This window comes from Allobosea sp. GW821-FHT09G06, assembly GCF_059416005.1.
The window spans coordinates 1,064,966-1,078,637 of the sequence record NZ_JBWKOI010000002.1 but is presented as its reverse complement, the minus strand read 5'-3'; the positions used below and the strand labels follow the sequence as shown (position 1 = coordinate 1,078,637).

Genomic DNA, 13,672 nt, shown 5'->3' with positions numbered 1-13,672 from the left:
TCTGAAACCAGCGCCTTCTCGTCACGAGATTCTCGGGTCTGCGCTTCGCTCCGCCCGAGAATGACGCCGTAAGCAACCTTCAGCGTTTTCCGCCCGACATCGAACCCAGAATCCCGCGCAGGATCGCGGTGCCGACCTGCCGGCCAATCGAGGTCGCGGCCGAACGCGCCGCCGAGGTGATGATCTTCTCGGCCATGCTCTGGGGCAATGCCCCGGCGCGCGAGCCCGGCCCGGTCTTCGGGCGCTGCTGGGGCGCACCGCCGCCGAGCCAGCCGCCGATCGTGTCGAGGATGCCGCCGCCCCCGCCATCGGTAGACGCCTCGACCGGCGAGCCGTCCGGATTGAGGTTCTTGCGCGCCATCAGAATCTCATAGGCCGACTCGCGGTCGACCATGGTCTCGTACTTGCCCTTCTCGGGCGACGCGTTGATCGCCTGCTGGCGCTGCTGCGGCGAGCAGGGGCCGACCTGCGCCATCGGCGGCGCGATCAGGGCGCGCTCGACCATCTCCGGCGAGCCCTTGCCTTCGAGCATCGAGATCAGCGCCTCGCCGACTGCGAGCTGGCTGATCGCCTCCTCGGTCTTGATCTTCGGGTTCTGGCGGAAGGTCTCGGCAGCGGCGCGCACCGCCTTCTGGTCGCGCGGGGTGAAGGCGCGCAGCGCGTGCTGGACGCGGTTGCCGAGCTGGGCCAGCACCGTGTCGGGAATGTCGAGCGGGTTCTGCGTCACGAAATAGACGCCGACGCCCTTGGAGCGGATCAGGCGCACCACCTGCTCGACCGCCGTCAGCAGCGCCTTGGGCGCGCCGTTGAAGAGCAGATGCGCCTCGTCGAAGAAGAAGACGAGCTTGGGCTTGTCGAGGTCGCCGACTTCCGGCAGCTGCTCGAACAGCTCGGAAAGCAGCCAGAGCAGGAAGGTCGCATAGAGCCGCGGATTGTTCATCAGCTTGTCGGCGGCGAGGATGTTGACGATGCCGCGGCCGTCGCGATCCGTCTTCATCAGGTCGTTGATGTCGAGCGCCGGCTCACCGAAGAACAAATCGCCCTTCTGGTTCTCCAGCACGAGCAAGGCGCGCTGGATCGTGCCGACCGTTGTCGCGCTGACGTTGCCGTATTTCGTCGTCAGCTCCTTAGCATTGTCCGCGATGAAGGTCAGGATCGCGCGCAGGTCCTTGAGGTCGAGCAGGAGGAGCTTCTGCTCGTCGGCGACGCGGAAGGCGATGTTGAGCACGCCCTCCTGCGTATCATTGAGGTCGAGCAGGCGCGCCAGCAGCAGCGGCCCCATCTCGGAGATGGTGGCGCGGACCGGATGGCCCTGCTCGCCGAACACGTCCCAGAAGACGGTGGAGAACTGGTCCGGCTCGTATTTCAGGCCGAGTTCCTTGGCCCGGTTGACGAAGGGCGGCTTGGAATCACCGGGGGCGACGATGCCGGAAAGATCGCCCTTGATATCGGCCGCGAAGACCGGGACACCGTTGCGGGCGAAGCCCTCGGCCATGACCTGCAGCGTCACCGTCTTGCCGGTGCCGGTCGCGCCGGTCACCAGCCCATGGCGATTGGCGAGCTTCAGCAGGAGGTTTTCAGGCTTGCCGCTCTTGCCGATCAGAATCGCGCCGTCATTCGCCATTGAAATTCGCCCATAAGGTTTCGTGCCGGTACGGCAAGGGTGTAACCAAAGGACGCAGAAGGCGGAAGCCCGCGGCCGTTGGAAATCAGATCGTAAACATGTAAACTATTTTTCGAAGGCTTCGTGGCGAAGCCGTTTGGCGAGGGGTTTAAGGTCCATGGAAGAGTTGCTCACGCGCGTGGCCGCGGTTGCCGGCATCAATGAAGAGCTCGCCCGCAAGGCGGTCGGCATCATCCTCGCCTTCCTGCAGAAGGAAGGCCCGGCCGCCGAGATCGGCCAGCTGATGGCGGCTCTGCCGGGCGCGCAGGCGCTGGCCGATGCCGAAGGCGGCGCCAAGGGCGGCATGCTCGGCGCGATCGGCGGGCTGATGGGCGGTGGCGGCGGCGTGATGGCGCTCGGCGGCCAGCTGATGGGCGCCGGCCTCTCCATGGGCCAGATCCAGAGCGTCTCGAAGGAAATGTTCGCTGTCGGCCGCGAGAAGGCCGGTGAGGACGCGATGGGCGCGATCGTCGGCGCGATCCCGGGCCTCGGCCAGTTCGTCTGATCTCACTCGTATTCCCAAACGCCGCGGCGCTGTCTCAGGATAGCGCTGCGGCGTTTTTGCATTCTCGCACCTGTCTTGCGACGAAGTAGGGATGGCGGTGCGCGCGCGCCCATGGCAATCAGCGCTCCACGGCTGCACACTATGCGGAAGAGGAGTATCGGCGCGCATGAACTCGGCTGCCCCATCCGACCTTCCCTATCTCGACGCTTTCGCGGCGCCGTCGCATGACGCCTGGCGCTCAGCGGTCGACAAGGTCCTGAAGGGTGCCGATTTCGAGAAGAAGCTCGTCGGCCGCACCGCCGATGGCATCCGCATCGAACCGCTCTATCCCGCCGCCGCGGCGCCCCAGCGCGCCCTGCGTGCCGAGACCGGGCGCTGGCATGTCGCGGGCAGGCTCGACCATCCGCAGCCGGGCGAGGCGCGGGCGCTCGCCCTCGCCGACCTCGAAGGGGGTGCCGACACGCTCACCATCAGCTTTGCCGGGGCGTTGGCGGCGCGCGGCTACGGCCTGATCGCCGACGATGTCGCGACGCTCGACGCCGCGCTTGACGGCGTGATGCTGGACCTGATCCATCTGCGGCTCGATCCGGCCCCGCAAGGCCGGATCAATGCCTTGCTGCTGGCCGCCCTGATCGAGAAGCGCGGCCATGCACCCGGCGAAGTCTCCGTCTCGTTCGGGCTTGATCCGATCGGCGTCTTCGCCAGCCGCGGCTCGCTCGCGGCACCCTGGCCCGAGCTCGGGCGCCGGCTGACGGCGACGATCCGTACGCTCAAGGAGCATGGCTTCGCCGGGCCGTTCATCGAGGTCGACGGCCGCCCCTATCATGAGGCCGGCGCGAGCGAGGCGCAGGAACTCGGCGCGGTGCTTGCCACGTCGGTTGCCTATCTGCGCGCGCTCGAAGCACAGGGCATGACTCTGTCCGAGGCCCGCGATGCGCTGGCCTTCACGCTGGTCGCGGATACCGACGAGTTCCTGACGGTGGCCAAGTTCCGCGCCGCGCGCCTGCTCTGGAACCGCGTCCAGCAAGCCTGCGGCCTGACGCCGAAACCCGCCCGCATCCATGCGGAAACGGCGTGGCGCTCGCTGACGAAGCGCGATCCGAACGTCAACCTGCTGCGCGGCACGGTCGCGGCCTTCGCGGCAGGCGTCGGCGGCGCCGATTCGATCGCCGTCCAGCCCTTTACCGCCGCGCTCGGCCTGCCCGATGTCTTCGCGCGCCGCGTCGCCCGTAACACCCAGCTCATCCTGCTCGAAGAGAGCAATCTCTGGCGCGTCGCCGATCCCGCTGCCGGTGCCGGCGGCTTCGAGACGCTGACGCAGACCCTCTGCGAGCAGGGCTGGCAGGCCTTCCAAGAGATCGAACGGCAGCGCAACGGCGATCTCGGCGGCATCGTCGCAGCGCTGGTCGACGGCCATCTCCAGAAGGCGCTCGCCGAACAACGTACCGCCCGCGCCAAGGCCGTGGCGACGCGCCGCGAACCGATCACCGGCACCAGCGAATTCCCGAACATCGGCGAGGAGACGGCCAAGGTGCTCGCCATCGCGCCGGTCAAGCTCGACGGCAAGCGCGTGCAAGGCAGCCTCGCCGAGCGCAACCAGGGCGAGATCATCCGGTCCTTCGTCGGCGGCGCCGGCCGGGCCGATGCGCTGGCTGCCCCCACCGCCGGCCTGCGCGCCGAGCCCCTGCCCTCGCTCCGGTTGGCGGAACCGTTCGAGGCTTTGCGCGACAAGGCCGATGCCCAGCCGCAGCGCCCGGTCGTCTTCCTGGCGACGCTCGGCCCGATCGCCGATTTCACCCCTCGCGCCGGCTTCGCCCGCAACCTGTTCGAGGCCGGCGGCCTTGCCGCCCCCAGCGGCGATGGCTTCGCCAAGGATGGCTCTACCGATCTCGACGCTCTTGTTGGCGCCTTCCGCGCCTCGGGCGCGAAGCTCGCCTGCCTCTGCGGCTCAGACGCTGCCTATGCTGCCGAAGGCGCCGCAGCAGCCGAAGCGCTTACGAAGGCTGGAGCGACGGTCTGGCTCGCCGGGCGCCCGGCCGAAAGCGAGTCGTTGAACAAGGCCGGCGTCACCACATTCATCTACATGGGCTGCGACGTGGTGGAGACGCTCACGCAAGCGCAGGCCCTCACAGGCGCCTGACCGGAGACAAGAGTTTGACTGCCATCGCCCTCACCATCGCCGGTTCGGATTCGAGCGGCGGCGCCGGTATCCAGGCCGATCTCAAAACGTTCGCCGCGCATCAGGTCTATGGCGCCAGCGTCATCGTCGCGCTGACCGCGCAGAATACGAAAGGCGTCAGCGCCATCCATGCCGTGCCGCGCGATTTCGTCGCCCAGCAGATGGACGCCGTCTTCGAGGACCTCGACGTCGGCGCGGTCAAGATCGGCATGCTGGCGACGGCAGAGCTGATCGAGACCGTCGCGGCCGGCCTGAAGCGCCATGGCGCGAAAAACGTCGTGCTCGATCCCGTCATGATCGCGGCCTCCGGCGCGCGGCTGCTCGAAACATCGGCGGTAGACGCAATCCGCACGCATCTCTTCCCATTGGCGACCCTGATCACGCCGAACCTGCCGGAAGCCGCCGCCCTGCTCGGCTCGAGCCTGGCCGAGACCGATCAGGCGATGGACGAGCAGGCCGAGAAGCTCGCGGCGCTGGGCGCCGCCAATGTGCTGGTCAAGGGCGGTCACGGCACCGGCGAGATCAGCAGCGACCTCCTGCTGCTCGCGGGCGGTGCACGCCAGCGCTTCAACGCGCCCCGCCTCGCGACGCGCAACACGCACGGCACGGGCTGCACGCTCTCCTCAGCCATCGCGGCCAATCTCGCCAAGGGATTGGAGCTTCCGGAGGCCGTCGGCCACGCCAAGACCTATATCTCCGCCGCCATCGCCGCGGCCGATCAGGTCGCGGTTGGCCACGGCCACGGACCGGTGCACCATTTCCACCATTGGTGGGACAAGGCGTGAGCGCGATGGCGGCCTCGTCCGGTCCTCTCTCGGTGCTGCGTCGGCGCCGCATCGAAAGATTGCGGCGCGAAATCGCGTTACTGGAGCATACGGACGGCCAGCTCTGGCGCAGGGCCATTATCGATATGCTGGTCGCCGTGGGCCTGATTGCCCTCTTGCTGATCGGGGTCGCGGCGAAACTGCACTATTTCATGTATCATCCGCTCGCCGTCGCAGCAGCCTGCCTCGGCACGGCGGCGTTTGCCTGGTGGCTTGGTCGCTATACGCTCTGGATTCCGGTGATCATCGTCTCCCTGCTTCTGGCGATCCTCTTTGAAGGCCATATCGGCGGGCTCGACTTTAGCGACAACGACAAGAGCGACGCCCGGTCGGACAAGCGCAGAAAACTCGAAGCGGCGCTGGCGAAACGGCGCCGGACCTTGGCGAAACTGGAGGCACGGGCATGACCGCGATCCCGGATTTCACGAAGCTGTCCTTCGCCGGATCGGCACGGCCTGCGCAGGGCGCGCTGCCCACCGGCGAAGCCTGGCAAACGCCCGAAGATATCCCGGTCAAGCCGGTCTACACCGCCGCCGACCGTGACGGCCTGCCCTTTGTCGAGACGCTGCCGGGCATCGCGCCCTATCTGCGCGGCCCCTACCCGACCATGTATGTCAACCAGCCCTGGACGATCCGGCAATATGCCGGCTTCTCCACGGCCGAGGATTCCAACGCCTTCTACCGGCGCAATCTCGCCGCCGGGCAGAAGGGGCTCTCGGTCGCCTTCGACCTCGCCACCCATCGCGGCTATGACAGCGACCATCCGCGTGTCGGCGGCGATGTCGGCATGGCCGGCGTCGCGATCGACTCGATCTACGACATGCGGACGCTGTTCTCCGGCATCCCGCTCGACCAGATGAGCGTGTCGATGACGATGAACGGCGCCGTACTGCCGGTGCTGGCGCTCTATATCGTCGCGGCGGAAGAACAGGGCGTGCCGCAGGCCAAGCTCTCGGGGACCATCCAGAACGACATCCTCAAGGAGTTCATGGTCCGCAACACCTATATCTACCCGCCCTCGCCCTCGATGCGGATCATCGGCGACATCTTCGCCTTCACCTCGGCGAACATGCCGAAATTCAACTCGATCTCGATTTCCGGCTACCACATGCAGGAGGCCGGGGCGACGCAGGACCTCGAGCTCGGCTACACGCTGGCCGACGGCGTCGAGTATATCCGTGCCGGCCAGCGCGCGGGGCTCTCGGTCGACGTGTTCGCACCGCGCCTGTCCTTCTTCTGGGCGATCGGCATGAACTTCTTCATGGAAGTCGCCAAGATGCGCGCCGCGCGCCTGATCTGGGCGAAGCTGGTCAAGGATTTCGGGGCGCAGAACGAGAAGTCCCTGCCGCTGCGGACCCATTGCCAGACGTCGGGCTGGTCGCTGACGGCGCAGGATGTGTTCAACAACGTGCCGCGCACGATGATCGAGGCGATGGCGGCCACTCAAGGCCATACCCAGTCGCTGCACACCAACGCGCTCGACGAGGCCCTGGCGCTGCCGACCGATTTCTCGGCCCGCATCGCCCGCAACACCCAGATCCTGCTGCAGCAGGAGAGCGGCACGACACGGATCATCGACCCGTGGGGCGGCTCTTATTATGTCGAGCGTCTGACCGCCGAGCTGGCGGAGAAGGCCTGGGGCCATATCCAGGAGGTCGAAAAGCTCGGCGGCATGGCCAAGGCGATCGAGGCCGGCATCCCGAAACTCCGCATCGAAGAGGCGGCCGCCAAAACCCAGGCCCGCATTGATGGCGGCCAGCAAGCCATCATCGGCGTCAACTGCTACAAGCCCGACAACGAAGCGACGATCGACGTGCTTAAGGTCGACAATGCCGCGGTGCGCGCCCAGCAGCTGGACAAGCTCAGACGCCTCAAGGCCGAGCGCAACGAGACCGAAGTGCAGGCCGCGCTGACCGCGCTGACCAATGGCGCGGCCGGCAATGCCAACCTGCTCGATCTCGCGGTCAAGGCCGCCCGTGCCAAGGCCACTGTCGGCGAGATTTCCATGGCGATGGAGCAGGTCTTCGGGCGCCACCGGGCCGAGATCAAGGCGATCTCGGGCGTCTACAAGCGGGAGGTCGGCGAGATGAACCCAGCCGTGACGCGCGTCCAGCTGCTATGCCAGGATTTCGAGGAAGCGGATGGGCGCCGCCCGCGCATCCTCGTCGCCAAGATGGGGCAGGACGGGCACGATCGTGGCCAGAAGGTCATCGCCTCGGCCTTCGCCGATCTCGGCTTCGACGTCGATATCGGCCCGCTCTTCGCGACGCCGGACGAGGCGGCGCGACAAGCGGTCGAGAACGACGTCCACATCGTCGGCGTCTCGTCGCTCGCGGCCGGACATCTGACGCTGGTGCCGGAGCTGAAGGCGGCGCTGGCCAAGGCCGGCCGCCCCGACATCATGATCGTGGTCGGCGGCGTCATCCCGCCCCAGGATTTCGACGCGCTGATCCAAGCCGGCGCCTCGGCGATCTTCCCGCCCGGCACCGTCATCGCCGACGCCGCCGAGAAACTGCTGCAGGAACTCAACCAGCGCCTCGGCTACGCCCAGCGGACGGCAGCGGAATAAAAGGAAGGCGGGCGCTGCCAGCCGGCAGCGCCTGCCCCATGATCACGACCGACGTGGCGACACTTACTGCCAGCCGTAACCATAGCCGTAGCGCGGCGGAGGCGGCCGCGTGCCGTAACCGTCATAGTAGCGATGCCAGCGGCGCTGGCCCCAGAAGCCGTGGACGGCGGGCGGCGCCGGGCGCCAGCCATAGCCGTAGGCCGGGCGATCGTAGGAGCGCTCATAGCCGCCGAAGGCCTTCGCTTCGCCCGCTCCGGCGAAAGCCGAGGCTGCGAGCACGGCGCCGCTGAGCGCGAGCGCTGCCAAACCGATCCGGGCGCGATTGCCAAACATGGTCTCATGTCCTGTTCCGGCAGGGATCGCCCTGCCACGGATCGGACATTCGCAGGTTCTGGCTGAACGGGCTTTGAGGGCGCCGTTCAGCCGCCGTTTAACTGCCGGCCAATTGCTCGCGCTTCAAAAGCAGCGAAGCGGCGATCACGACGACGGCGACGGCGCCGATCATGATCGTGCAGGCGGCGTTGATCTCGGGGGAAACGCCGAGCTTCACCGCCGAATAGAGCCTCATCGGCAGCGTCGTCGCGCCGGGCCCCGTCGTGAAGCTCGCGATGACGAGATCGTCGAGCGAGAGCGTGAAAGCGAGCATCCAGGCAGCCGCCACCGCCGGCCAGATCAGCGGCAGGGTCACGGTCCAGAAGGTGACGAAGGGCGTGGCGCCGAGATCCTGCGCCGCCTCCTCCAGCGAGCGGTCGAAACCGGCGAGCCGCGACTGCACGACGATGCAGGCGAAGCCGAGGCTGAAGGTCGCGTGGGCGATCGTGACCGTCCAGAAGCCGCGCTCGACATCGACAGCCACGAAGAGAAGCAGCAGCGACAGGCCCGTCACCACCTCGGGCATGACGAGCGGCGCCAGCACCATGCCGGAAAACATCGTGCGCCCGATGAAGCGGCCATGCCGCGCCAGAGCCAGCGCCGCCAGCGTGCCGAGGACCGTCGCCAATGTCGCCGAGACGAAGCCGAGGCGGATCGACAACCAGGCGGCGTCGAGCAGCGGCTGGTTCTGCATCAGCGCGCCGTACCAATGCGTCGAGAAGCCGCCCCAGACCGTCACCAGCCGCGAAGCGTTGAAGGAATAGGCGATCAACGTCAGGATCGGCAGGTAGAGGAAGGCGAAGCCGACGATCAGCGCGAGGATCAATCCGGGGCCGAGCCGGCTCATGCCGCCCCCTCGCGGCTCAGGCGAGCACGCTGAAGCAGGACGAGTGGCAGCACCAGCACGACCAGCAGCACGACCGCCACCGCCGAAGCCAAGGGCCAGTCGCGGTTCGAGAAGAATTCGCTCCACAGCACCTTGCCGATCATCACGGTATCGGGGCCGCCGAGCAGATCGGGGATGACGAACTCGCCGACCGCCGGGATGAAGACCAGCGCCGAGCCGGCCAGGATACCGGGTAGCGAGAGCGGCAGCGTCACCGTCAGGAAGGCCGTGACTGGCGTGGCTCCGAGATCGGCGGCCGCCTCCAGCAGACCGCGATCGAGCTTCTCCAGCGTCGCGAAAAGCGGCAGCACCATGAAGGGCAGATAGGAATAGACCATGCCGAGGAGCACCGCCGTCTCGGTATTGAGCAGGCGCAGCGGCTCGCCCTCGAAGCCGAGCAAGCCAAGAGCCGCATCGAGCAATCCTTCCGGCCTCAAGATGCCGATCCAGGCGTAGACGCGGATCAGGAAGGAGGTCCAGAACGGCAGGATGGCGAAGACCAGCAGCAGGCCGCGCCAGCGTGCGGGCACTGATGCCATCGCGTAGGCAAGCGGATAGCCGATCGCGAGCGCGAAGACGGTGGTCAGCGCCGCGATGCGCAGGGAATAGAGATAGCTCTGCCAGTAGAGCGCGTCGTCGCCGAGCAGGCTGAAATTCGCGAGGTCGAGCTGGGAGAGGAATTCACCGAGCTGGGCAAGACCTTCCCAATGCGGCGCATAGGGCGGCAGGGCCGTCGCGGCCTGCGAGAAGGCCATGCGCAGCACGATGGCGAAGGGTGCGAGGAAGAACAGCGCTAGCCAGAGATAGGGCACGGCCACGACGAGGCGCCGCAGCCGCTGCAGCGAGGCGACCGCACTCATGGCGGCAGCACCACGCCGGCCTCGACATCCCAGGAGAGCCAGACCTTGTCGTCCCAGGCGAAGGGCCGGGCCAGTCGGCGCGTGCGATTGGCGAGCGCGACCTTGACGAGCTGACCGCCCTCACCACCCAGCATCACCTGGATCATGGTGAAATCGCCGAGATAGCCGATATCCCAGATCTCGCCCGCGACCTTATTGATCGTCTGCACCGGCTCGTCATGGCCGATCTCAATCTTCTCCGGCCGAATGCCGACGACGAGCGGCTCGCCCGGCTTCAGGGCCGGCGCCTCCTCGTCGAGCTCGATGGTGCCGACATGCGGCATCTCGGCCCGGATCAGTTCGCCTTCGACGGCAGCGATCCGGCCCTCGAAGATGTTGATATCGCCGACGAATTCCGCGACGTGACGATTGGCCGGCGCCTCGTAGATCACATCCGGCGGGCCGATCTGGACGAGCTTGCCATGATCCATCACCGCCATGCGGTCGGCCATGGTCATGGCCTCGTCCTGGTCGTGGGTGACGACCATGAAGGTGAGGCCGAGCTCGCTCTGCAGGTCCATCAATTCGAATTGGGTCTGCTCGCGCAGCTTCTTGTCGAGCGCCGCCATCGGCTCGTCCAGCAGCAACAGCTTCGGCCGCTTGGCCAGCGAGCGGGCGAGCGCGACGCGCTGACGCTGGCCGCCGGAGAGCTGGTGCGGCTTGCGGCCGCCAAGGCCGGAGAGTTTGACCAGCGCCAGCATCTCCTCGACGCGCCGGTCGATCTCGGCGCGCGGCAGCCCTTCCCGCTTCAGCCCATACGCAATGTTGCCGGCCACGCTGAGATGCGGGAACAGCGCATAGGACTGGAACATCATGTTGATCGGCCGCAGATGCGGCGGGATGCCGGTGATGTCCTGCCCGTCGAGCAGGATCGTGCCGGAATCGGGCGTCTCGAAGCCGGCAAGCATGCGCATCAGCGTGGTCTTGCCGCAGCCGGATGGCCCGAGCAGCGCGAAGAATTCGCGCGGATAGAGCGAAAGCGAAAGGTCGCCCACCGCGGTGACGCCGCCGAAGCGCTTGGTCACGCCCTGGAACGCGACGAGCGGCTTCGCCGCCGGGTCGTTCCAGGGCTGGAAGGCCCGGCGCACGCTGCCGGGCGAGGTCTTCTTCATGGTACTCGCGACCTGTCCGAAGCCGGTCACTTGCCGGTCTTGACGCGGGTCCAGAGCCGGTTCACCAGCCGCTGGGCCTTCTGGTCATAGGGCGTGATCGTGTAGAGCCGCCCCATCACCGCGTCCGACGGATAGATGCCGGGATTGTCGCGCACCGCCGCCGACAGGAACGGCTTCGAGGCCAGGTTGCCGTTGGCGTACTGGATGAAGTCCGAGTTCTTCGCGGCCATGGCGGGCTTGTTGACGAAGTCGATGAACTTCAGGGCAGCCTCAACATTGCCGGCATCCTTCGGGATCACGAGGGAGTCGAACCACATCAGCGCGCCTTCCTTCGGGATCGAATAGGCGATCTGGACGCCGTTCTTGGCTTCCTCGGCCCGCTTCTTCGCCTGAAGGATATCGCCGGAATAGCCGACAGCCAGGCAGATATCGCCGTTTGCCAAGGCGTTGATATATTCCGATGAGTGGAACTTCTGGATGTGCGGACGGATCTTGCGCAGCAGCTCGCCGGCCTTGTTGAGATCGGCCTCGTTCTTCGAGTCGGGGTCGAGCCCGAGATAGCGCAAGGTCGCCGGGAACATCTCCTCGACTGCGTCGAGCACATGGACACCGCAATTCGAGAGCTTCTTCAGCGTTTCCGGCTCGAAGACGACCTTCCAGCTGTCGATCACCGCATCGGGGCCGAGGCGCTCCTTGATCTTGGCGGTGTTGTAGCCGATCCCCGTAGTGCCCCACATGTAGTTCACGGCGTATTTGTTGCCGGGATCGTATTTCGAGAGCCTTGTCTGGATTTCCGGCCAGAGGTTTTTGAGGTTCGGCGCCTTGTCCTTGTCGACCGGCTGATAAAGGCCGAGCGGGATATGGCGCGGCAGGAAGGAGGCGGTGACGACGATCAGGTCGTAGCCGGTCTTGCCGGCGAGAAGCTTGGTCTCGACCGTCTCCATCTGGTCGAAGGTGTCGTAGACGACGGTGATGCCGGTTTCCTTCTTGAAGGCATCAAGCACCTCCGGATCGACATAATCAGACCAGTTGAAGATGCGCAGTTGCTTGTCCTGCGCGGCCACCGGCGTGGCCAGAAGTCCCAGTCCGATCGCGCAAGCGGCAATCGCCTCGGTCAGTCGCTTCGTCGCCCTACCCAATCCGCCCCTCCATCGTGTTGGCGCGCGCACGCTACCAGCTTTCCCCCCGGCATCAACCGCGATCGGGCGCGACCGGATGCCCGCGCACAGGCAAGCTGCGCCTGACGCAAGCGTGAACGGCGGCAGCCTTGCCGGCCCCCACCGTCATGCACATACCGTACCGCATGCGCCTGTTCCGCCGCTTCCTGCTGTTCTTCGCGATCGCCTTCCTGCTACCGCTCGCGAGCCATGCGGGCTGGTGGTACTGGCAGACGCATGCGCCGAACTGGCAGCGCGCCGACTGGACCAGCGCCAAGCTGCTGCCGGCAGCTTCCGTCGAGCCCGAAGCGACGGTGCATGTCTTCGCCGCGCGTGTCGGGCGCTGGCGCGGCATCTTCGCCCACCATTCCTGGGTCGTGGTGAAGGAGCGTGGCGTTTCCGCCTACACCCGCTTCGATGTCGTCGGCTGGGGCGCGCCGGTCCGGGTCAACCATCGCGATGCCGATGGCCGCTGGTTCGGCAACATGCCGGAGCCTGTCGCGGAAATTCGCGGCGAGGCGGCCGAGCGTTTGATCCCGCGCATCCGCGCCGCGGTGGCTGACTACGCCTATTCCAGCCCCGGCAGCTATATCGCCTGGCCGGGGCCGAACTCGAACAGCTTCGTCCAGCATGTCCTGGCGGAGGTGCCCGAGCTCCGGCAGGCGCTGCCGCCGACCGCGCTGGGCAAGGACTGGCGCGCCGACGGGCTCTTCGCCGGGCTGACCGCCAGCCGCACCGGCATCCAGGCCTCGCTCTACGGGCTCGCCGGCGTCACCGTGGGCTGGGTCGAGGGCATCGAGATCAACCTGCTCGGCCTCGTCGCCGGGCTCGACCTGCGCAGCCCGGCGCTGAAGCTGCCGGGCTGGGGACGGGTCGGGGTTTAAGCCTCGCAGCGTCCGGCAGCTTGCAGGGCAAGGCGATGAACGTTACATGTAACGCTCATCAGGAAGTATCCGAATGGCCAGTTCGACAGCCAGACGCGTCCAGAAGCGCCGCGACGCCTTGCGGGCGGCCGGATTGCGGCCGGTGCAGATCTGGGTTCCCGATACGCGACGGCCGGGGTTCAACGAGGAATGCCGCCGTCAGGCGCGTCTGGTTGCCGTCAGCGACAGCGCCGATCGGGAACTGGATGCGTTCCTCGACGCGGCGCTGGACGACCTGGACCGTGCGCCTGAATGAAGCGCGGCGACCTCGTCACCGTCGCAATCGCGGGGGATTTCGGCAAGCCGCGCCCTGCCCTGATCGTTCAGGCCGATCCGTTCGGGCCGACAGCGACAGTAACCCTGCTGCTTATCTCCAGCGATCTCGTCGACGCGCCATTGATCCGGTTGACGGTGGAGCCCGACGCGACGAACGGCTTACGCCTTGCCTCCCAGATCATGGTCGACAAGGCGATGACCGTGCGCCGAGAGCAGATCGGCCGGGTTTTCGGCCGTCTCGACCCCGAGATGATGATCGCGGTGAACAGGTCGCTGGCGCTGTTTCTTGGGCTCGGTTGAGCTCGAT

The 13,672-nt window shown here is 66.8% G+C and carries 14 protein-coding genes; 8 read left to right on the top strand and 6 right to left on the bottom strand.

The window, feature by feature from the left end; translation table 11 throughout:
• Positions 1–79: 79 nt before the first annotated feature.
• Positions 80–1,624 (bottom strand): helicase HerA-like domain-containing protein, encoded by a 1,545-nt coding sequence (locus AC07NY_RS15265; protein ID WP_494584529.1) that lies wholly within the window; start codon positions 1,622–1,624, stop codon positions 80–82.
• Between the two features lie 157 nt (positions 1,625–1,781).
• On the opposite strand from AC07NY_RS15265, the gene AC07NY_RS15260 reads away from it, so the two are divergent.
• The 5 genes from AC07NY_RS15260 (at position 1,782) to scpA (ending at position 7,740) form a co-directional block, all read left to right on the top strand.
• On the top strand, positions 1,782–2,168 hold the full coding sequence (locus AC07NY_RS15260) for a DUF2267 domain-containing protein (protein ID WP_336809463.1): 387 nt from the start codon (positions 1,782–1,784) through the stop codon (positions 2,166–2,168).
• Positions 2,169–2,334: 166 nt separating this feature from the next.
• Positions 2,335–4,308, top strand: coding sequence for a methylmalonyl-CoA mutase subunit beta (locus AC07NY_RS15255; RefSeq protein ID WP_494584528.1), 1,974 nt, complete (start codon positions 2,335–2,337; stop codon positions 4,306–4,308).
• Between the two features lie 14 nt (positions 4,309–4,322).
• On the top strand, positions 4,323–5,132 hold the full coding sequence (thiD, locus tag AC07NY_RS15250; RefSeq protein WP_494584527.1) for a bifunctional hydroxymethylpyrimidine kinase/phosphomethylpyrimidine kinase: 810 nt from the start codon (positions 4,323–4,325) through the stop codon (positions 5,130–5,132).
• The gene (locus AC07NY_RS15245; RefSeq protein WP_494584526.1) at positions 5,129–5,578 is read left to right on the top strand and encodes a hypothetical protein; all 450 of its coding nucleotides are present in this window, start codon (positions 5,129–5,131) and stop codon (positions 5,576–5,578) included. The genes thiD and AC07NY_RS15245 overlap by 4 nt, the downstream gene beginning before the upstream one ends.
• A complete protein-coding gene (gene scpA, locus AC07NY_RS15240) occupies positions 5,575–7,740 on the top strand; it encodes a methylmalonyl-CoA mutase (protein WP_494584525.1) in 2,166 nt (721 codons plus the stop codon). The genes AC07NY_RS15245 and scpA overlap by 4 nt, the downstream gene beginning before the upstream one ends.
• 63 nt (positions 7,741–7,803) lie before the next feature.
• Here scpA and AC07NY_RS15235 read toward each other — a convergent pair whose 3' ends face one another.
• From AC07NY_RS15235 to AC07NY_RS15215, 5 genes are all read right to left on the bottom strand, one after another.
• The gene (locus AC07NY_RS15235; RefSeq protein WP_494584524.1) at positions 7,804–8,073 is read right to left on the bottom strand and encodes a hypothetical protein; all 270 of its coding nucleotides are present in this window, start codon (positions 8,071–8,073) and stop codon (positions 7,804–7,806) included.
• A 97-nt stretch (positions 8,074–8,170) separates the two neighbouring features.
• Positions 8,171–8,959, bottom strand: a complete 789-nt coding sequence (locus AC07NY_RS15230; RefSeq protein WP_492284051.1) for an ABC transporter permease — start codon at positions 8,957–8,959, stop codon at positions 8,171–8,173.
• Positions 8,956–9,858 (bottom strand): ABC transporter permease, encoded by a 903-nt coding sequence (locus AC07NY_RS15225; RefSeq protein WP_494584523.1) that lies wholly within the window; start codon positions 9,856–9,858, stop codon positions 8,956–8,958. Before AC07NY_RS15225 ends, AC07NY_RS15230 begins: the two co-directional genes overlap by 4 nt.
• Positions 9,855–11,009, bottom strand: coding sequence for an ABC transporter ATP-binding protein (locus AC07NY_RS15220; protein WP_494584522.1), 1,155 nt, complete (start codon positions 11,007–11,009; stop codon positions 9,855–9,857). The genes AC07NY_RS15225 and AC07NY_RS15220 overlap by 4 nt, the downstream gene beginning before the upstream one ends.
• 26 nt (positions 11,010–11,035) lie before the next feature.
• Positions 11,036–12,148, bottom strand: a complete 1,113-nt coding sequence (locus AC07NY_RS15215; RefSeq protein ID WP_494584521.1) for a polyamine ABC transporter substrate-binding protein — start codon at positions 12,146–12,148, stop codon at positions 11,036–11,038.
• A gap of 146 nt (positions 12,149–12,294) precedes the next feature.
• On the opposite strand from AC07NY_RS15215, the gene AC07NY_RS15210 reads away from it, so the two are divergent.
• From AC07NY_RS15210 to AC07NY_RS15200, 3 genes are all read left to right on the top strand, one after another.
• Positions 12,295–13,050, top strand: a complete 756-nt coding sequence (locus AC07NY_RS15210) for a DUF3750 domain-containing protein (RefSeq protein ID WP_494584520.1) — start codon at positions 12,295–12,297, stop codon at positions 13,048–13,050.
• Between the two features lie 73 nt (positions 13,051–13,123).
• Positions 13,124–13,345 carry an antitoxin MazE family protein gene (locus AC07NY_RS15205; protein ID WP_494584519.1) on the top strand — a complete coding sequence of 74 codons (222 nt, stop codon included), beginning with the start codon at positions 13,124–13,126 and terminating at the stop codon, positions 13,343–13,345.
• Complete coding sequence (locus AC07NY_RS15200) at positions 13,342–13,665, top strand: type II toxin-antitoxin system PemK/MazF family toxin (RefSeq protein WP_494584518.1); 324 nt, start codon at positions 13,342–13,344, stop codon at positions 13,663–13,665. The genes AC07NY_RS15205 and AC07NY_RS15200 overlap by 4 nt, the downstream gene beginning before the upstream one ends.
• Positions 13,666–13,672 lie beyond the last annotated feature (7 nt).